15 protein-coding genes and 1 pseudogene are annotated in these 19,226 nt (G+C 59.4%); 7 read left to right on the top strand and 9 right to left on the bottom strand.

What is annotated here, in order from left to right; translation table 11 throughout:
- Positions 1-24: 24 nt before the first annotated feature.
- The 7 genes from Q669_RS17985 to Q669_RS17955 form a co-directional block, all read right to left on the bottom strand.
- Positions 25-1,311: a TRAP transporter large permease gene (locus Q669_RS17985; protein WP_011783905.1), complete on the bottom strand. Its 1,287-nt coding sequence runs from the start codon at positions 1,309-1,311 to the stop codon at positions 25-27.
- Positions 1,312-1,347: 36 nt separating this feature from the next.
- Positions 1,348-1,941, bottom strand: a complete 594-nt coding sequence (locus Q669_RS17980; protein WP_011783906.1) for a TRAP transporter small permease — start codon at positions 1,939-1,941, stop codon at positions 1,348-1,350.
- 106 nt (positions 1,942-2,047) lie between these two features.
- Positions 2,048-3,076 carry a TRAP transporter substrate-binding protein DctP gene (gene dctP, locus Q669_RS17975; RefSeq protein WP_011783907.1) on the bottom strand — a complete coding sequence of 343 codons (1,029 nt, stop codon included), beginning with the start codon at positions 3,074-3,076 and terminating at the stop codon, positions 2,048-2,050.
- 141 nt (positions 3,077-3,217) lie between these two features.
- Positions 3,218-3,757, bottom strand: a complete 540-nt coding sequence (locus tag Q669_RS17970) for a YqiA/YcfP family alpha/beta fold hydrolase (protein ID WP_011783908.1) — start codon at positions 3,755-3,757, stop codon at positions 3,218-3,220.
- 13 nt (positions 3,758-3,770) lie between these two features.
- Complete coding sequence (locus Q669_RS17965) at positions 3,771-4,790, bottom strand: LLM class flavin-dependent oxidoreductase (protein ID WP_022993348.1); 1,020 nt, start codon at positions 4,788-4,790, stop codon at positions 3,771-3,773.
- A gap of 131 nt (positions 4,791-4,921) precedes the next feature.
- A complete protein-coding gene (gene nadN, locus Q669_RS17960) occupies positions 4,922-6,745 on the bottom strand; it encodes an NAD nucleotidase (RefSeq protein WP_022993347.1) in 1,824 nt (607 codons plus the stop codon).
- A 22-nt stretch (positions 6,746-6,767) separates the two neighbouring features.
- Positions 6,768-9,242 carry an ExeM/NucH family extracellular endonuclease gene (locus tag Q669_RS17955; RefSeq protein ID WP_264650075.1) on the bottom strand — a complete coding sequence of 825 codons (2,475 nt, stop codon included), beginning with the start codon at positions 9,240-9,242 and terminating at the stop codon, positions 6,768-6,770.
- Positions 9,243-9,427: 185 nt separating this feature from the next.
- On the opposite strand from Q669_RS17955, the pseudogene Q669_RS17950 reads away from it, so the two are divergent.
- The 3 genes and pseudogenes from Q669_RS17950 (at position 9,428) to Q669_RS17940 (ending at position 12,012) form a co-directional block, all read left to right on the top strand.
- Positions 9,428-9,986 (top strand): annotated as a pseudogene (locus Q669_RS17950) (glutathione peroxidase).
- A 93-nt stretch (positions 9,987-10,079) separates the two neighbouring features.
- A complete protein-coding gene (locus tag Q669_RS17945; RefSeq protein ID WP_022993344.1) occupies positions 10,080-11,261 on the top strand; it encodes a mechanosensitive ion channel family protein in 1,182 nt (393 codons plus the stop codon).
- Entirely contained in the window at positions 11,254-12,012 is a 759-nt protein-coding gene (locus Q669_RS17940; protein WP_022993343.1) for a putative 4-mercaptohistidine N1-methyltransferase, read from the top strand. Before Q669_RS17945 ends, Q669_RS17940 begins: the two co-directional genes overlap by 8 nt.
- Positions 12,013-12,127: 115 nt before the next feature.
- On the opposite strand, the gene Q669_RS17935 is transcribed toward Q669_RS17940, so the two are convergent.
- Positions 12,128-12,913: an FCD domain-containing protein gene (locus Q669_RS17935; protein ID WP_022993342.1), complete on the bottom strand. Its 786-nt coding sequence runs from the start codon at positions 12,911-12,913 to the stop codon at positions 12,128-12,130.
- Between the two features lie 220 nt (positions 12,914-13,133).
- Between Q669_RS17935 and Q669_RS17930 the strand changes: the two genes are divergently transcribed.
- The 4 genes from Q669_RS17930 (at position 13,134) to Q669_RS17915 (ending at position 17,826) form a co-directional block, all read left to right on the top strand.
- Complete coding sequence (locus Q669_RS17930) at positions 13,134-14,825, top strand: L-lactate permease (RefSeq protein WP_022993341.1); 1,692 nt, start codon at positions 13,134-13,136, stop codon at positions 14,823-14,825.
- Between the two features lie 63 nt (positions 14,826-14,888).
- On the top strand, positions 14,889-15,716 hold the full coding sequence (locus tag Q669_RS17925) for a (Fe-S)-binding protein (protein ID WP_022993340.1): 828 nt from the start codon (positions 14,889-14,891) through the stop codon (positions 15,714-15,716).
- A complete protein-coding gene (locus Q669_RS17920; protein ID WP_022993339.1) occupies positions 15,713-17,155 on the top strand; it encodes a LutB/LldF family L-lactate oxidation iron-sulfur protein in 1,443 nt (480 codons plus the stop codon). The genes Q669_RS17925 and Q669_RS17920 overlap by 4 nt, the downstream gene beginning before the upstream one ends.
- Entirely contained in the window at positions 17,155-17,826 is a 672-nt protein-coding gene (locus Q669_RS17915) for a LutC/YkgG family protein (RefSeq protein ID WP_022993338.1), read from the top strand. Before Q669_RS17920 ends, Q669_RS17915 begins: the two co-directional genes overlap by 1 nt.
- On the opposite strand, the gene Q669_RS17910 is transcribed toward Q669_RS17915, so the two are convergent.
- On the bottom strand, positions 17,827-19,224 hold the full coding sequence (locus Q669_RS17910; protein ID WP_022993337.1) for an NAD(P)(+) transhydrogenase (Re/Si-specific) subunit beta: 1,398 nt from the start codon (positions 19,222-19,224) through the stop codon (positions 17,827-17,829).
- Between the last annotated feature and the right edge of the window lie 2 nt (positions 19,225-19,226).

The following is a 19,226-nucleotide window of genomic DNA, read 5'->3' as shown; positions in this document are numbered from 1 at the left end:
CTCCTTTCATCAGTGGCTGTGGATCTAGTCCCTGAACGCGATGTCACGCAGGAACAGGGCAATATCCGGGAAGGCGATGATCAGGCCGGCAGCCGCCACCAGCATGAAAATGAACGGAGGCGTACCCCGGATAACTTCCATGTAGGGCCGTTTGAAGATGGCAATGGCGGTGAAAATGTCGCAGCCAAAGGGTGGCGTGGCAGAACCGATGGCCACCTGCAGGGTAATCAGCACACCGACAAGCACCGGATCCAGCCCGGTGGCCTGAATGGCCGGCGCAAAGATCGGTGTCAGCACCAGGATAACCACGATGGGATCGACGAACATACAGGCGATGAAGAAAGCCACACAGATGGCAATCAGCACGCCCACAGGCCCGGCCTCGTTGACGCCCACCGCTTCCAGGATGGCCTGGGGAATCTGGGCAAAGGAAATGATCCAGGAGAAGCCATTACCCACGGCCACCAGAATGAACACCACAGCCGTGATCAGCCCGGTGGATTTGGCAATCTTGTAAATGTCGTTCAGTTTCAGTGACCGGAAGACCACAAACTCCAGCAGGAAGGCGTAGAGCACGCAGACTGCTGCTGCTTCTGTGGGGCTGAAAATGCCGCCGTAGATACCGCCGACAATGATCACCGGGAACATCAGGGGCCAGGAGGCATCCCTGACTGACATCGCCCGTTCTTTCCAGCTGGCCTTGGCTTCCGTCGGAACATCGTTCTTGTAGGCGTAGATCAGGCAGTAGATCGAGAACATGAACAAAATCAGGATGCCCGGGCCGATACCCGCAATGAACAGCTCGGCAATGGAGGTTTCCGAGATGACCCCGTAGATGATCATGCCGATGCTGGGAGGGATCAGGAAGGCGATATCACTGGCGTTGATAATCAGAGCCAGCGTGAACGGATCGGAGTAGCCAGCTTTGAGCATTTTCGGGCGCAGCGGTGAGCCTACGGCAACCACGGTGGCCTGGGTTGAGCCAGACACCGCCCCGAACAGGGTGCACGAGGTGGCGGTACTGATGGCGAGGCCACCTTTGATGTGGCCGATAAAGGCCATGACCATATTGATCAGGCGGTCCGCAGACTGGCCCCGGGTCATGATATCGGCCGCCAGAATGAACATGGGTACCGCAATCAACGACGCTGGCCGGATGCCACCCATCATCTGCTGGATGAATGTGCCCATCTGCCCGAAGCCATCGAACATCATAACGAAGCCGATGACGGCAGCAGTGGTTAGCGGAATCATCATCGGGAAGCCCAGAAGCAGCAGCCCGATCATGACGATCATCATAATAGTTGCCATGGTGTGTCTTTCCTTAACCTATGGGTTCACGCTGCTTCAGACTTCGGTTTCAGTATCGGCGTAGCCATCCACCACACCCGTCGACAGGTACACGTCTTTGGTGGTGAAGTTCTTGATGGCGGTCAGCAGGTACTGGATGCCGGTAATGGCGAAACCGACAGGGGCCCAGATGTAAATCCACCAGATCTCAAAACCAAGCGCTGGCAAAATCCGACCTCGGCTGTACAGGGTCTGGATATACTCGAAGGAGTGATAGCACAGGAAAAACATGACCACGGAGGTAAACAGGGCGATGATGATCATCAGTACCTTGCGGCCCTTGGTCGGGAAGGCATCGTACATGGCGGACATGCGGATGTGGCGGCCGTGCCGGGCGGCGTAGCCAATGCCCGCAAAGGTAATCAGAATGATCAGAATCCGGTTGATTTCACCGGAGAAAAACAGGCCCTCGCTGAACACGAAACGGGCAATAACATTGGCGCAGGTGTTTACCGCCATCAGAATCACGCCAGCGGCGAGCATGACGGCTTCAATTTTTGAAATCCAGACGTCAATCGTGCCCAGAAAGCCGGGCAAGCCGGACTCATAGTGACCGGTATCGTCTTCGATCTCCGGGGAATTCTCGGACATGGATTCTGCTCCAGAACATGTCGCTCCCGGCGGGAAGAATCCCCGGCGGGGCGGGGTTAAAGCTGGGTTGCCACCCGCCGGAGCGGGGGCAACCGTTTGGCGAGGTTCAGTCGCTCTGAACTTCTTTCAGATCTTCCTTGAACTGCTCCAGCAGCTCTTTACCACGCTCACCGGTCATTTCGATGAACTTCTCTTCCACCTGTGGTGCGCGGGCCTTGAAGGCTTCGATCTGTTCGTCAGTCAGACGGGTCACGGTAACTTCGTCGCTGTTGGACTGGATCTTTTCCAGGGCCTCGTCCGCCAGACCATCAATGTGCACGATGATTTCCTCGAAGGCGTAATCGGCGGCATCCTGAACCAGCTTCTTGTCCTCATCAGACAGGCCTTCGTAGAAGTTCTGGTTCGCCATCATGGCGGTGGTGAACCAGCCGTGGCCGGTGAATACCAGGTTCGGGGAAACCTCATACAGACCACCTGACTCAATCCAGAAAATCGGGTTCTCCTGACCCTGGATCATGTTGGTCTGCAACGCACCGTATACTTCACCCCATGGCAGCGGGGTTGGGGTAGCACCAAACGCAGAGTAGGTCTCGGACAGAAGCGGGTTGGTCATTACCCGGATCTTCTTGTTGTTGAAGTCTTCCGGAGAGGTCACCGGCTCATCAACGGTCACTACCATTTCCCCTTCCGGGTACATCTTCAGCAGCTCAAGACCTTTTTCAGAATACAGCTCCGGGAAGTCCTCATTGATGGCCTCACTCTCGCGGAAGAACTCGATCACGGTATCCATTTCGGTGGGCATGAGGTACGGGATAAAGAAGATCTGCGCTTCCGGGATCAGAGAGCCGGTAAAGCCAGGAGACTGGTTTACAAAGTTCAGGATACCGGCCTGGGTTTGTTCCATGATGTCGTCAGACTCACCCAGCTCACCGAAACGGTAAATCTGCAGGGTGTGGTCGGAATTCTCTTCAATGTATTCCTTGAACTTGTACGCGAATACGTCCTGAACGTCGCCTTCGTATTCTTCATGGGCGTAGCGCCAATTGGCGGCATTCACGGCATTTGCCGCGGTCAGGCCGGCAAATGCCAGCGCTGAAATACCAGCCAGTTTCCTGAATTTACTTGTGCTGCTCATCGGGTTGTCTCCGCTCGTTATTTTACGTTAATCCATTGTTACATTATTAAAGACTGGCAAATCAAAGCGGTTTTCGCAAGGAAACGGGGGAAATAAGCTGCACGCAAATAGCCGATTAAGCCAAATTGCAAGTGCATGAATTCAGGATGGATTCGGGTTTTCAACACACAGGAACAGGAACCTTCTGAACTCCTCTGCCACCCGCTGGACACTGTTTTCGAGCCGATGTCCGTCGGGTAGGACCAGGGCTTCAATCTGCTGCCTCCGGGCCAGCTCCAGAACCGGCATTACCGGTACCACATCGTCGTTCCAGCCGTGGATAATGCGAGCGTGGCGGGCGCCGATCACCGGGTTGGACTCCGGATAATCCGGTAGCGCCAGTGCCGGTGCCAGCATAAAACAGCCCCTGACCGGAGCCTGTTCGCTGGTCCGGGCGCAGACCCAGCCGCCCATGCTCGAGCCTGCCAGGATGGTCTGTTCGGGCCTTGCACCGGCAGCTGCCATGGCGTGGCGCATCTGCTCCAGGCGTTCGGCAGGGTCTTTAGTGCTGCGATGATCCACCGCCTCGGCATAAACGCCTGAAAACGTTTCAGCCACCGTTTTCAGGGCCTGGATCTTGGTACTGCCGGGGCCACTTTCCAGACCGTGGGAGAGAAAAACATGGAATGCCGGTTGAGCCATGATCAGGTTCTGCCTAGTTGATGGTTGCGTCGGAGTCGGTTTGCGGGGAACGGGTTTCGGCCAGGATATCCAGGGCCTGCCGGCGTTTGTCCGGGTCGTGGATATCAATGGTGAACATCAGTTCGTCCACCTGAATGTCGGTCAGCAGGTCGTCGAGTTGCCGGCGCAGGTCTTCACTGTTACCCATGATCTGCAGTTTCAGGAAGTCCCGCACGCCGGCCTCCTCGGCCGGATTCCAGAGTCCGTCCATGGATTCGACCGGCGGTCGCATCCACAGCGGCTGTCCGCGGAACAGGGCCAGAATGCGCTGGTAGCTGGTGGTGGCCAGATGCCGCGCTTCGTCCTTTGAGGTCGCGGGGATAGCGGGAATCGCCAGCATGGCGTAGGGCTGTCGCAGCTGCTCTGAGGGCTCGAAGTTCTCTCGATAGACCTTCAGGGCTTCCCGGTAGAGCCGCGGTGCGAAGTGGCCGGCGAAGGCATAAGGGAGGCCCCGCATCGCCGCCAGTTGTGCGCTGTACAGGCTTGAGCCCAGCAGCCAGATAGGAACATTGGTGCCAGCACCGGGAATGGCTTTCACCGGCTGACCCGGTTGCAGCGGCCCCAGCAGGTTCTGCAGACGGGCTACGTCTTCCGGGAATTGCTCGGCGCCCAGGCCATCCCGTCGCAGTGCCCGGGCAGTGACCGGATCGGTACCCGGCGCGCGGCCAAGGCCGAGATCGATTCGGCCCGGATAGAGACATTCCAGGGTACCGAATTGCTCGGCAATCACCAGCGGTGGATGGTTCGGCAACATGACACCGCCGGAGCCCACCCGGATCCTCCCGGTTTTACCAGCGATGTGCCCCACCAATACCGAGGTGGCGGAACTGGAAATCCCTTCCATGTTGTGGTGCTCGGCCAGCCAGAAACGTTTGAAGCCAAGAGACTCCGCATGCTGGGCGTAGCGCACGCTGTTAGCCAGTGTGGTCGCCACGGAGTCGCCCTCGCGCACGGAGGCCAGTTCGAGCAGGGAGTAATCGGGTGTTCTGGACATGGGGTTCCCGTACCTGTGAAGAAACAACGGTATTCAGCGTTTCACAATGACGCCAGCGGACGGTTTCTTCAAGGGTTATGACGGGAGGGGCAGGAGCATCCGCTGGTGCCGGATGCTCCTGCCACCGCTCATTACGGCGCGGGCGTGTACATCTGAGTGGAGTACTCGCCTTGGGCAGGTTTGCTGAGGGTGACCTCTTCCTTGACGTAATCGACGAAGGATTGAGCATAGTCCAGGAAGGTATCCCTGGCACGGCCATCCTCGCTGACGGTTCCGAAGGTGAGGTACCCGTCACGGCCAGCCGCGGTGAAGCTGTTGGTGACGACGTTGAGGGTTTCGGCGTCGGTCAGAGCGCGCCAGGTGGTTTCACCCCGCGGGCGAACTTCGATGTCGTAGAGGCGTTCGCCAGCAGGCCTGGCCATGTCGACGGTCCAGCGCAGACCGGCCGCATAAGGATAGGCACCCGTGGAACCGCCTTCAACATGGGCATAGTCTACGGCTTCGTTCAGCACCTGTCGGATTTCCTCACCAGTCATGGTCAGATCGGTGAGGGTATTGGCAAACGGCAGCAGGTTGTAGGCATCACCAATGGTGATATCGCCGGCCAGAATGTCAGTGCGAACGCCGCCGGCGTTCTGGATCGACACATCCGCATTCTTGCTCTGGAACAGGAAGGCCTGAGCCACCAGGTTCGGAATGTCACCACCCCGGTTCGGGTCTTCATTGGCGCAGGTGTTATCACCGTAAGGCCGGCCGGGGATACGCGCCAGGCACAGGTCTTCGGATGCGGTACCGATGACCTGATTGCGGAAGCTGTCCAGCTGGTTGGTGTACGTGGCCAGGGTTTGAGCGCCGGTTGGGTCGTCCACGACAAGGCTGAGCTGAGGGTCCTCCTCGATGGCTGCCTGAATGGCTGCCAGTTCCTCGCCTTCCGGTTGGTAGCCATCCTCGGTACCGTCATCACGAATGATGGGGGTACCCAGCAGCAGGTGCGGGGTGCCGGAGCAGGATGAAACCGTGCCATTTTCGTCCCAGGTCACGCTCAGTTCACCCAACACACGTGAGTACTGCCAGGCCTGGGCCACGCACACTTTGTCACCGTCGGCATTGGTCACTTCGGTGGGGTAGGGGCCGGAGGCACTCAGGCCGTAGGCGTCAAAGTCACCCAGCAGGGTGTGGGAATCTCCGCCGATAATGACATCCACTCCGGACAGGCGCTCGGCCAGTGCCAGATCGTTGGCATACTGGTAGTGGGTCAGCAGGATGATCTTGTCGATGCCTTGGTCGTTCAACTCATCAATCATGGCCTGGGCGGTTTCGGTTTCGTCCAGAAACTCAGTGCTTGCCAGCGGGCTTGAGCTGTTGCGGGTTTTGGTGGCGATGTCGATGCCGATGATGGCCACCTGCTGGCCATCAATGTTCTTGATGGTGTATGGCTGGATGTAATCGTCCTGGGCCACCGGGGCCAATGGGGTGCCGATGGCCGGTTTGACGTTGGCCGCGAGAACCGCCGTGTTACAGCTGCCTGCCGCCAGGTAGTCGAGGAACTTCACCAGCCCTTCGTCACCGCGATCAAACTCGTGATTGCCCAGGGCAAAGGCATCAAAACACACCAGGTTCATCAGCTCGGCATCGGCCTCACCCTCGAAGGAGGTGAAGTACAGGGTGCCGGTCATGGCATCTCCGGCATGCAGTTTCAGCACGTTGTCCAGTTCGGCGGTTCGTTCGTTGATCTTGGCGATCACCCGGGGGAAGCCGCCAGCGCTGAATTCGGTTTCTTCACCGGCAACGTCCAGCGATTGTGAGCCCGCCTCAAGGTGGGAGTGGTGGTCGTTGATATGCAGAATGTTAACGGTAAGGCGCTCGGTTTCCGGTGCGGGCGCGTCGTCGTTATCACTGTTACAGCCGGTCAGGGCAATCAGCGGGATTGCCAGCCAGAGTCCTTGTCGAATCATTACTCTATCTCCGTTGTGGGGGTTAGCGGCTGGTCAGCACGCGAATCAGGGCGATCAGGTCGCGATGGCTAATGCGCCCGTCACCGTCAATGTCGTAAGCCGGAGCCGTGGCTTTGCCGAACAGTATCGCCAGCACCAGGCGCGACAGGTCCCGGCCGTTAACGCGGCCATCGCCGTTCAGGTCGGCGCGGTTTACCGGGGTTCTGGTATCGAGATTCAGGGCAACGATCACAGGGTCATGGTCAGAGGCCCGGTAAGCGTCCGGTGCGTAGAAGCTGGCCTGCTGCTCCGGGGTCTTGAACTCGGTGTTGTAGTCCAGGGCTCTGGGCTCGTCGGCATTGATCGGCCAGACGGTGGTGTCGGCAATTTTGCCGGCCAGGGCGGTATTGGCCAGAGCGTGGTCCAGATAGCCGGCCTGGCCATAGAACACGTAGGAATACGCCTGCTCGCCAACGTAGGTCGCCAGCAGATCGGTATAGCCGGCACTGGCCAGGGCGCGAATGGGGTCTTCTTTCGCGTAGGCGTTGAGGTCGCCGATGATTAACACATCCGGTTCGCCGGTTCCGGTGGCATCGTCTGCCAGCCAGGATGCCAGCGCCTGGGCGGCCTGGGTCCGTACTGGATTCCAGCAGCCCTGACCATCGTTCTGGTCAGCGTTGCTGCCTTCGGCACTGCCGCAGCCTTTGGACTTGAAGTGGTTGACGGCAATGGTGACGCCATCGTCTGAATCCTTCAGCCGAAAGGTTTGTGCCAGGGGCTGGCGGTTCAACTGGTCAAAAGGAGCCGCGCTCAGAGTGGCGGCGGTGCCAACGATCTCGACACGGTCGGAGCGGTACAGCAGGCCAACGGCAATGTCATCATTGCCCAGTTGTGCCAGGCCGGGATCGACCCACTGCCATTCGGAACCCAGGGCCCTGGCAAGTTCGGCAATGGCACTGGTCTGGCCGTAGCCGTCATTCTCGATTTCCATCAGGCCGATGATGTCGGCATCAAGGGCGACCAGGGCACTGACCAGCTTCTCGGTCTGGCGGGCCAGTTCTTCCGGGTTGTCTGCGCCCCGCGCCGTCGGGAATCCGCCGCCCATGCCGTCACCGTTGAAGAAGTTCAGCACGTTGAAAGAAGCCACCACCAGGTTACCGCGATCCTCAAGGCCGGGCTCGGTTACACGTGCATTTGCCTGGCTGAAGGACGGGCTCGCGGTCGGCTGCAGACGCCATTCCGAAAAACGGTAGTCGAGAACGCCGGCAAGATCCTGAACGGTGTCGCCAGCGCGCACGGTCTGGCTGGCGCTCAGTTGCGGTGTCGGGTAGGGCACGATGGCCGGGTTCTGGCGGTTACTGGCGTCGTCCAGGATAATCCGGTCCAGCGCATTCAGATCAGCCACCAGTGCGGCATCCGCTCCGGGCTCAGCGATACTGGTGGGGATAAAGTGGCGACCGCTCCCGAGGGTCAGGCTGCCGTAACGGCCCAGGTCGTAGTTGTCGTTCACCACAAGAGGCGCGCTGAATTTTACTCGCATGGATTCAAAGGCTTCCGGAGCTGTTGCATCGGCCCAGGGCAGTGAAATATTCGTCGGTGGTGGAAGCTCCGAGGTGCCACAGTTTTCGGTACCGCCCAGATTGGTCAATTCGGTCAGGCCGTCGTATTCGGTCACTTCACCGGCAAGCCGCAGGCGCTGGCCGGGCTCGGCGTTCAGAGTTGACGCATAGACAAACAGGCCTTCGGAGGTGGCGAGGTTGTCGTCGCGGTCTGAGGCTTCTTCCTCCACAAAGATGCCGCCAAGGCCATCGTTGGTGTTGAAGGCGGCCGTAACCACGGCCTCGATCACCACGTGCTGGCCGGCAACCGGGCTGATATCGCCTTCGCCCTGAATGTCCGAAATGCGGGTGGCGGGAGCGCCACAGGTCAGATCCGGCGCAGTCGGTGGCTGGTCCGGGTTATCGTCATCGTTGCCGGCGACGCCGAGATCGTCGAAGCTGTTCTGGGGAAAGCCGTCAAAGACCGTGGCCGGGTCGAAATCGTCGTAGGCATCGGTATCGGCCAGGGTGCCTGCACGGCGGCGCAGAGTGCGATCCTGGGTGCGGGTATCCCCGGACCCCCAGTAGCTGCCGGGGTCTGTACCGACCTGGCCGATACTGTCGGCAACCGTGCCGCCGTTCAGGAGCAGGACAGCGTCATCACCGTTGAACAGCCCGGCTCCGGTGGTTTGATCCGCCACAGCGAGAATGGCCGGGTCAGCAGCGCTATGCGCGAAAACGAAGTTGCTGCCCGGAGCAATCGAACCTTCCAGGTTGAAGGTTTGCCCGGGGGTGGCGCTGCCGTTGAAGAAAACCTGCAGCTCCCAGGGGGCAAGATCCACCACGGCGTCGCCGGTGTTGAGCAGTTCAATGGCTTTGTTGTTGCTGGAGCCTTCGACATACTCGCTGATGACCAGCGATGCCTGTGTTGTCGATGCCAGAAGGCCGCCGATGGCGGCTGCCAGCAGCGTTGGTTTCATCGTCATGGTACTGTCCTTGTTTCGGTTATGTTGTGTGTTTTGACACCACAATCTGACCGTGCTGTGTGACGATGACATGAGAGTTTTGTGAAGGATGCTTTGCCGGTTTGTGTCAATGTGGACAACGCTCCTGAGCAGTTTGGTAATCCAGTGCGTATACAGGGGATGTATCGACAGGAGGGCCGATGATGCGTTGGACAGTCTTGAAGTGTGTGAGTGTGCTTTTACTGTTAGGGTTGACGGTGCCTGCCGTTGCCCGGGATTGCCCGGGATTGCCCGGATTTCCTGGACCACGAGCAGCGCAAGCTGCACTCCCGGGATTCGGTGAATCTGTGCGAGGTGGCTGCTGGCAAGCCGATGCTGGTGGTGAACACAGCCAGCCGTTGTGGTTATACCGGTCAGTTTGAAGGCCTGGAGGCCCTGCACCAGCGGTACAAGGATCGGGGGCTGATGGTCGTGGGATTTGCCAGTGATGACTTCCGGCAAGAGGCGGATTCCGAAGAAGAGGCCGCGAAGGTCTGTTTTGTGAACTTTGGCGTGAGTTTTACCATGATCGCGCCGAGCGCAGTGACCGGTGAGCAGGCCAATCCGGTGTTTCAGGAAATCAATCGCCAGAGCCAGCCGCCACGCTGGAACTTCACCAAGTATGTGATCGATGGTGACGGTAAGGTGACGGCCCGTTTCCCGAGCCAGGTGCGCCCCGAGGATGCCCGGTTGATTCAGGCCCTGGAATCGGTTCTGTAATCCCCGGCCGGTTTGCGGATAGCAGTCTATTCTGAAGGCAAAGGTTGTTCACCGCTCCGGGTGTAGTATGCAGTGTTTGGAAAAGGATGCCCTATGGCAGAAGCCCTGTTTGAACCCGTACGAAGCCAGATAGCACAGAATCTCTCGGCTACCCTGGACGCTCTCGCTGGCGGACAGACCGATTGGGTGGCCCTGGCCGGACATGTTCTCAGTCAACTGCTGATTTCGGTGATCTACCTCGGCATTCTGTTGCTGGTCTATGGCATTCTGATTAGCCTGATACGCCTTGTCGTTGGCAGTCGACGCAGCTCGAAGCCCTGGTTTGGTCAGTTGCGCACTGGCATCCGTTATCTGTTCGGGCTGGGCGGATTGCTGGTGATTATGGCGCAATTCGAGGCCTCGCCTGAGCTGTTGAAGGGCATGGCCAGGGCGGGCCTGATGGCGTTGGGCTTTTTTGTGGGCTGGCTGGCGATTGGTCGTCTGCTGCGGGAGACGATGAATCGCTACCGTCTGGAACCCTCCATCCGCCAATTGGTCGAGAATCTGTTCTCGGTGCTCACCGTTACCTTCGCGGCCGTTACGGTGCTGTCCCAGTTCGGTTTCGATGTGGTCTCCATCGTCGCGGGTCTGGGGATCGTGGGGATTGCCGTCGGGTTTGCGGCCCAGTCCACGCTGTCGAACTTTATTGCGGGTATTACGTTGCTGATTGAGCGCCCCTTCCGGATTGGCGATTGGGTCACCATCAACGGCCAGGATGGTAAGGTGGTGAAGATCGCCCTGCGGACCACCTGGCTGCGTACCCGGGACAATATCTTTACCATGATCCCGAACGATAACGTGGCGTCCTCGGAGATCATCAATTACAGCGCCGAAGGGGCGACGCGCCTGAACATTCCGGTTGGCATTGCCTATAAGGAGTCTGCCAAGGCCGCCCGGGACGTGATTATGCCGGTTCTGCTGGCGCACTCTGAAGTCTTGCAGGGGCCGGGTATGGAGCCGCGAGTGGTGGTCAAGACTCTGGGCAACTCTTCAGTCGATCTGGAGGTCAAGATCTGGATTACGCCGGACAATCTGGAGGTTCAGCCCAGAATTATGGCTGATGTGCTTGAGAAGATTAAGGAAGCCCTGGACGACGCGGGCATTGAAATACCTTTCCCGCACCTGCAACTGTTCATAGATGATGCCAAAGGGCTTGCCCCGTTGGTGCAACCGTTTTACCCAAGGCCGACGGAACAAGGGAAAGGCCTGTCGTCGCCAGGAGACAATCATGAATGAGCCGTCCGGCTACTACGAGAGCAACACCACCCTGGCCCAGTATCTGGAGTTTCACTTCGGTGAAAGCTGGCATGGTGAAGCCAATTTTCCGAAAGAACTGGCCGATGCCGCGCTTGGAGCGCTGGATGGCCGCGCCAGCTGCCGGGCGTTGGATATCGGTTGTGCGGTAGGACGTACCTCGCTGGAGCTGGCCCGCCAGTTTGATCATGTCGATGGGGTCGATTATTCGGAAACCTTTATCGGCAAATGCCGTGAGGTGGTGCGGGAGGGGGTTGCGCGGTATGCGCGGCCCGAAGAGGGCGAGCTGGTCAGCTACCAGGAGCGGTCACTGGCAGCCCTGGGTCTGACCGAGGCTGCCCGCCGCGTGGCGTTCCATCAGGGCGATGCCTGCAAGCTCGGCGCTGATTACCGGGACTACGATCTGGTGCTGGCCGGCAACCTGATTGACCGTCTCTACAACCCATCCCTGTTTCTGGAACAGATCCATGAGCGTATCAATGCGCTGGGGCTGCTGGTGATTGCTTCACCCTATACCTGGCTGGAGGAGTACACACCCAGGCAGGACTGGCTCGGTGGTTTCCTGAAAGACGGTGAGCCATTCACCACCCTGGATGGTCTCAAGGCGGCGTTGTCCCCCCGTTTCCGCTTGCTGGCAGAGCCCCGGAGCCTGCCCTTCGTGATCCGGGAGACCCGCAACAAGTTTCAGCACAGTTTTTCGGAGCTCACAATCTGGGAGAAGTTGCCGGATTAGCGTGCCCTGTCACACAAGCGTCATCTCTTCCGGTTAGTGTGAAGGCTCATCAGGACGACATGCATTGTGTTGATGCATCGTGTGATTGCTTATGCCGGGGCTTGCCCCGGCTTTTTTATGGAGCCCGGTGTTCGCCGCTCCCTTCCCTTCTCAACGCCCGTTCACGCCGTCGCGCGGTTTCGCTGCGTTCCGATATGGTTTGCTGCACAAACTGTATGTGCTCCCCTGCGATGGCCCTGGCGTCTTCTTCCCGGCCTTCAACGATGGCGTTATACAGCTTCTGGTGCTGGTCCATCAGGCCCTGGCGGGTCTGAACTTCGCGGGAGTACATGCCACCGATGTTGGTGACAATGTTGTTCTTGAGCATGCTGAACAGGTTGCGCATGGTGTGCAGCAGCACCACGTTGTGGCTGGCTTCAGCAATAGCCATGTGGAAGCGGGCATCGGCAGCCCCTTCTTCTTCCAGATTGTGGGCAGTGGAATTCTGGTAGCAGGCGTGGAGCTCTTCCCAGGCTTTGCCCAGCCGTGTCAGATCCACTTCCGTGGCGCGCAGGGCCGCGTAATAGGCACAGTCGCCCTCCAGTGTGCGACGGAACTCGAGCAAATCCCGGTGTGCTTCCGGGTGCTTTTCCAGCAGCGGGATGAGTGGGTCGCTGAAGCTGCTTCCCAGATTCTCCGCCACATAATTGCCGCCGCCCTGGCGGCTTTTCAGCAGGCCTTTGGCCGCCAGGCGTTGCACCGCCTCTCTGAGGGACGGGCGGGATACGCCGAATTGCTCCGCCAGCACCCGTTCCGGCGGCAGGCGCTGCCCCGGTTCCAGGGTTCCTTCCAGAATCATGGTCTCCAGTTGCTCGACAATGGTGTCGGCCAGCCGCCTGGGAGCAATCTGATTGATGGGCATGGTGTCTCGCTTGTATGTCTAAAAATTGGTCTTACCAATAAATCTTACCCCTGTCCATGCTTGTTTTTACAACAAAACTTCAACGCAATACGACCAATGTATGAGTGGGCGGTTTTGACACCATAAGGCCAGCTCAAATAACGTACTCGGCACAGGTTTGTAAATTGGTAATACCAATTATCCAAGAATAGAATCCAACAACAAGACCCTGGAGAACATGATGTCGTCCGGATTGCTCGCCCTGTTGGCGTTTACGCCCATTCTTCTTGCCGGAGTGCTGCTGATTGGCATGCGTTGGCCCGCCCGCCGTGCCATGCCCGTGGTATTTCTGGTTACCGCGCTGATTGGCTATAGCGCCTGGGATATGACCCTGAACCGTATCCTCGCCTCAACCTTGCAAGGGCTGGTAATCACCATCGGCCTGCTGTGGATTATCTTTGGCGCGATATTGCTGCTGAACACGCTGAAGCACTCCGGAGCCATCACCACGATTCGGGCCGGCTTTACCAACATCACCCCGGATCGCCGCATTCAGGCCATCATCATTGTCTGGCTGTTCGGCAGCTTTATCGAAGGTGCCTCTGGCTTTGGTACACCGGCCGCCATCGCCGCGCCCCTGCTGGTTGCGGTCGGTTTTCCGGCCATGGCTGCCGTCATGCTGGGCATGATGGTACAGAGCACGCCGGTATCCTTTGGTGCTGTAGGTACACCGATTGTGGTGGGAGTGACAACGGGTCTGGATCGGGCCAGCATTACCGAGCGACTGGAAGCCCTGGGCTCCAACTGGGATACCTACCTGCAGCTGATCACCTCGGAAGTGGCCATCACCCACGGCATTGTCGGTGTCGTTATGCCGGTACTGATGGTGACGATGATGACCCGCTTCTTCGGCAAGAACAAAAGCTGGAAAGAGGGGCTGGAGGTCCTGCCGTTTGCGTTGTTTGCCGGCATCGCGTTTGTCGTGCCCTACGCCCTGACCGGGGTGATTCTGGGGCCCGAGTTCCCGTCTCTGCTGGGTGGCCTGATTGGTCTGGCGATTGTGACCACTGCCGCCAAAAAAGGCTTCCTGATTCCGAAGCGGACCTGGGATTTTGCCGACAGCAAAGACTGGCCCAGTGAGTGGCTGGGCAGCATTGAGATGAAACTGGAAGACATCGCCGCCAAACCGATGAGCGGTTTCCGGGCGTGGGTACCTTACGTGCTGGTCGGCGTGGTACTGGTGCTCAGCCGCACCGTTGAACCGATCAAGCAAGCTTTCACCAGCGTTGGCGTGTCGTTCTCCAACATCCTGGGAGAAGCAGGTATTAATGCCGGGATCCAGCCACTTTACCTGCCGGGCGGTATTCTGGTGATGGTAGTGCTGGCAACTTTCTTCATCCACCGGATGAACCTGAAAGCGCTGAATTCGGCGGTGAAAGAATCCGGTGGCGTGCTGCTGAGTGCCGGTTTCGTGCTGCTGTTCACCGTGCCTATGGTGCGGATACTGATCAACTCCGGCGTTAACCTGTCGGACCTGCCGAGCATGCCGCTGGCCATGGCCAGCTGGGCTGCCGATGCGGTTGGCGGCATTTACCCGTTGCTGGCCCCCACGGTGGGTGCGCTCGGTGCGTTCCTGGCCGGTTCCAACACGGTCTCCAACATGATGTTCAGCCAGTTCCAGTTTGGCGTTGCCGAGAGCCTTGGTTTGTCCACCGCACTGATGGTGGCGGTGCAGGCCGTGGGTGCTGCGGCAGGCAATATGGTGGCCATCCATAACGTGGTGGCAGCATCTGCTACGGTCGGGTTGCTGGGCCGTGAAGGTCAGACACTGCGCAAGACGGTGTGGCCGACCCTATACTACCTGGTGATGACCGGTTCGATTGCGCTGCTGGCCGCCTACGGCCTGGGGCTGACGGACCCGTTACTGAACTGAAAACACTGGGATAACCACAACGGGTGGCCGGCTGCCGGCCGGACCGCCCGGAGGCAATGACTGATGAGTGAGCTGTTTTACGACGCCGCCCCCAATGCCACCCGCGTGGCTCCTGAGCGCCCCAGGCCACGAACGTATCCGGCCAAGCCGGCCGAGGTCACTTTGTTCGGCACCTGCGTGGTGGATTTGTTCTTTCCCGAGGCCGGGCTGGATGCTATCCGCCTGCTGGAACGGGAAGGCATTCGCGTGCATTTTCCAGACGAACAATCCTGCTGCGGTCAGCCGGCCTGGACCTCCGGCTACGTGAACGAGGCCCGGGAGGTGGCGCGGGCACAGCTCAATTTACTCGACAACGGCTTGCCGGTGGTGGTGCCGTCCGGATCCTGTGCCGGTATGTTCCGACAGCATTACCGGGAAGTCTTTGCAGAAGAACCAGATACCCTTAAACGTGTGGAAGATCTGGCTGAACGAACGTTCGAGCTGACCGAGTTTCTGCTGCATGTATGCAAGGTGGACTGGCAGGATCTCGGCCAGCCCACACAGATTGCCTTGCACACCTCCTGTTCCGCCCGCAGGGAAATGAACACCCACCTGCACTCGCGGGAGTTGCTGGGCAAGCTGGCGAATGTCGAGCGGCTGGACCACGATCATGAAAGCGAATGCTGCGGCTTTGGTGGCACCTTCTCTGTGCGCATGCCCGAAGTGTCCGGGGCCATGGTGCTCGACAAAACCCGTTCGTTGCGGGAATCCGGTGCAGCGGAAATGGTAACCGCTGATGGCGGCTGCCTGCTCAACATCAACGGCTCCCTGGAAAAACAGAAACAGACGTTCCGGGGCCGGCATCTGGCCAGCTTTCTTTGGGAGCGGGTGAGTGGAGAGGTGAAATCATGAGCCAGCGTATACCGGTAAAAGAACTCACCGACAGCTTCCGTGGCCGCGCGGTGGGCGCCCTGGCCGACGACCAGCTGCGCACCAACTTCCGCGTCGCCATGGATTCGCTGATGAAGAAGCGGGCCGATGCCTTTCCGGACGAGGAAGAGCGTGAGGGCCTGCGGGAACTCGGCAACCACATCAAGGCCCGGGCGCTGTCCCGGTTGCCGGATTTGCTTGAACAACTGGAAACCAGGCTGACCGCAAACGGTGTCAAGGTCCACTGGGCGGAGACTACCGAAGAGGCCAACCGGATTGTGCACTCCATCATTGAGGCGAAGCAGGGTTCTCAGGTGGTGAAGGGTAAATCCATGGTCAGCGAAGAAATGGAAATGAACGACTACCTGGCCGAACGCCACATCGAGTGCCTGGAGTCGGACATGGGCGAGTATATCGTCCAACTGGATGGTGAAAAGCCCTCCCACATTATCATGCCCGCGATTCACAAGAACCGCTTTCAGGTCTCCAGACTGTTCCACGACAAACTGGGCGTGGATGAGACCGAGGATGTGAACGAACTGATCCAGATTGGTCGCCGCACCCTGCGCCAGAAATTCCTTGAAGCGGATGTCGGGGTCTCCGGCGTGAACTTCGCCATTGCCGAAACCGGTACCTTGCTGCTGGTGGAAAACGAAGGCAATGGCCGCATGAGTACCACGGCGCCACCGGTGCACATTGCTGTTACCGGTATTGAAAAAGTGGTGGAGAACCTGAGGGACGTGGTGCCTCTGTTGTCGCTGCTCACCCGCTCCGCATTGGGCCAGCCGATCACCACTTACGTGAACATGATTTCCGGCCCGCGCAAGGCGGATGAGCTGGATGGTCCGGAAGAAGTGCATCTGGTGCTGCTGGACAATGGCCGCAGCGGTGCTTTCGCCGATGCCCAACTGCGCCAGACGTTGAACTGTATCCGCTGCGGTGCGTGCATGAACCACTGCCCGGTCTATACCCGTGTGGGTGGCCACACCTATGGTGAAGTGTATCCGGGGCCGATCGGCAAGATTATTACGCCGCATATGGTTGGCCTGCACAAGGTACCGGATCATCCCAGCGCGTCCTCATTGTGTGGCGCCTGTGGAGAAGTGTGTCCGGTGAAGATTCCGATCCCGGAAATGCTGCAGCGCTTGCGTCAGGAAAACGTGAAAAGCCCCGCCGAACAGCCGAAAGTTAAAGATGGCGGCGCCAAGTATTCCCGCAAGGAGCGGGCAATCTGGCGCTTCTGGGCCAGCCTGAATACGTCGCCGTTGTTTTACCGCCTGTTCCTGTGGGGCGCGACCCGTTTTGGCAAACTGGCACCGAAAAACGTCGGTCCCTGGACCGAGAACCACTCGGCGCCGGTACCGGCCCGGCGGTCTTTGCATGATCTGGCCAAAGCCCATTTGAATCAGGGAGACCGGTGATGAGTGCCCGCAGCAATATTCTCAACAAGCTCCGTGCCGGTCTGGCCGGCACTACGCCCCGGCCGGACGATTTCGATGAGGCTCTGGTGACCCGCCCCTGGCAGTATGCGCCGGAGGACCGGATTACCCGACTGCGCTCCCTGATGGAAGCGGTGCACACCGAAATCCACCAGTTGACGACCGAGCAATGGCCCTCAAAGGTTCAGGAATTGCTGGAGAGCCGCGGCCTGAAGAATGTGCTTTATGCCCCGGGTACCGAGCACGGCAAGCAGCTGGCGGAGCACTGGCAGCGTGCGGAGCCCAGACCGGAGCTGTTGGTCTATGACCGCCCCATTGAGGAATGGAAAGAGGAACTGTTCTGGCAGGTGGATGCCAGCGTGACGGGCACAGTGGGCGGGATTGCTGCCACCGGTTCACTGGTACTGTGGCCGGATCGTCACGAACCGCGGCTAATGAGTCTTCTGCCGCCGTTGCATATCGCGTTGCTCAAGGCGAGTGAGGTGGAAGACAACCTGTATGGGATGATGCAGAAGCACAACTGGTCCGCGGGTCTGCCCACGAACCTGTTGCTGGTCTCTGGTCCGTCCAAGACGGCGGACATCGAGCAGGTGCTTGCCTATGGGGCCCATGGCCCCAAGGAGCTGGTGGTCCTCATCCTTGAGGACGGCTGATCAGAGTTCCTTGATCGCGCTGGTGGTGGCTTGCAGGACTTCCTTGGCGTCGCCCTTCACCATCAGGCTGTTGTCGCGAATGAACAGACCGTTGGGAATGCCGGCGAAGCCAGCGGACAGGCTGCGCTTGACCACCACCACCGTTTTCGCCTTGTGCACGTCCAGTATGGGCATGCCGAAGATGGGCGAGTTCGGGTCTTCGGCGGCGGCCGGGTTCACCACGTCATTGGCGCCGAGCACGATGGCCACATCCGCCTGCGGCAGTTCCGGGTTGATGGCGTCCATGTCTTTCAACTGGTCATAAGGGATTTCAGCTTCGGCCAGCAGCACGTTCATGTGCCCTGGCATCCGGCCTGCCACCGGGTGAATCGCGTAACTGACCTTGGCACCACGGCCCTCAAGCTGGTTGGCGAGTTCTTTCACCGCATGCTGTGCCTGAGCCACCGCCAGGCCGTATCCGGGCACCATGACCACTTTACGGGCACCATCGAGCAGCAGAGCCAGGTCGTCAGGGGTGGCGTATTTCACCTTGCCATCGTAAAACTCCCCTTCATCCTGCTGGCTCGCCTGACTATCCGAGCCGCCCAGTACGCCGCCAAACAGAACGTTAGGCAGTGACCGGTTCATGGCCTTGCACATGATGGCGGTCAGAATCAGCCCGGAAGCACCCACCAGGGAACCGGTAATGATCAACCCCTGGTTGCCCAGCACGAATCCGGTGGCCGCGCCCGCCAGGCCGGAATAGGCGTTAAGCAGGGCGACGACGACCGGCATGTCGGCACCACCGATAGGCTGGACCAGACCAATGCCAAGCAGCAGGCAGAGCCCTACGAGGGCCGCGAGGGCCAGCGGGCTGGTGCTGCCGCTGGTGGCAAACAGAACGGCCCCGGCCACGGCGGCAATCAGAGTAACCAGCGTGACACTGTGCCACAGGCGATTGTTCCGGCTGTCGCCAATATTCCCCTTGAGTTTCAGAACGGCTACCACCGACCCGGTCAGGGTGACCGAGCCGATGACGATGGAGGCCAGAATCGCGGCGGCCCAGCCGGCACTGCCGGCACCGGTGGCATTTACCGCGTGCATCCAGGTGCTGGCGGCCACCGCAACGGAGGCGCCCCCGCCGATGCCGTTCAGGCTCGCCACCAGTTCCGGCATTTCCGTCGTTGCGGTCCGTTTTGCGAGCCAGACGCCGATCGCGCCGCCCAGCAGCATGCCGGCGATGATGGCCGCGTAGCTGATGATTTCCTGGTGCAACAGGGCGGCGACGACCGCAATCAGCATCCCGATGGCGGCCAGCTGGTTGCCACGTACGGCCGTTTTCGGGCGGGTCATGCCCTTGATGCCGAGAATGAAGCAGACGGCAGCTGCAAGGTAAGACAGATTGATCAATGCAAACATGG

The sequence above is a fragment of the Marinobacter sp. C1S70 genome (assembly GCF_000475355.1).
Taxonomy (GTDB): domain Bacteria; phylum Pseudomonadota; class Gammaproteobacteria; order Pseudomonadales; family Oleiphilaceae; genus Marinobacter; species Marinobacter nauticus.
This window is presented reverse-complemented; position numbering and strand designations above follow the sequence as displayed.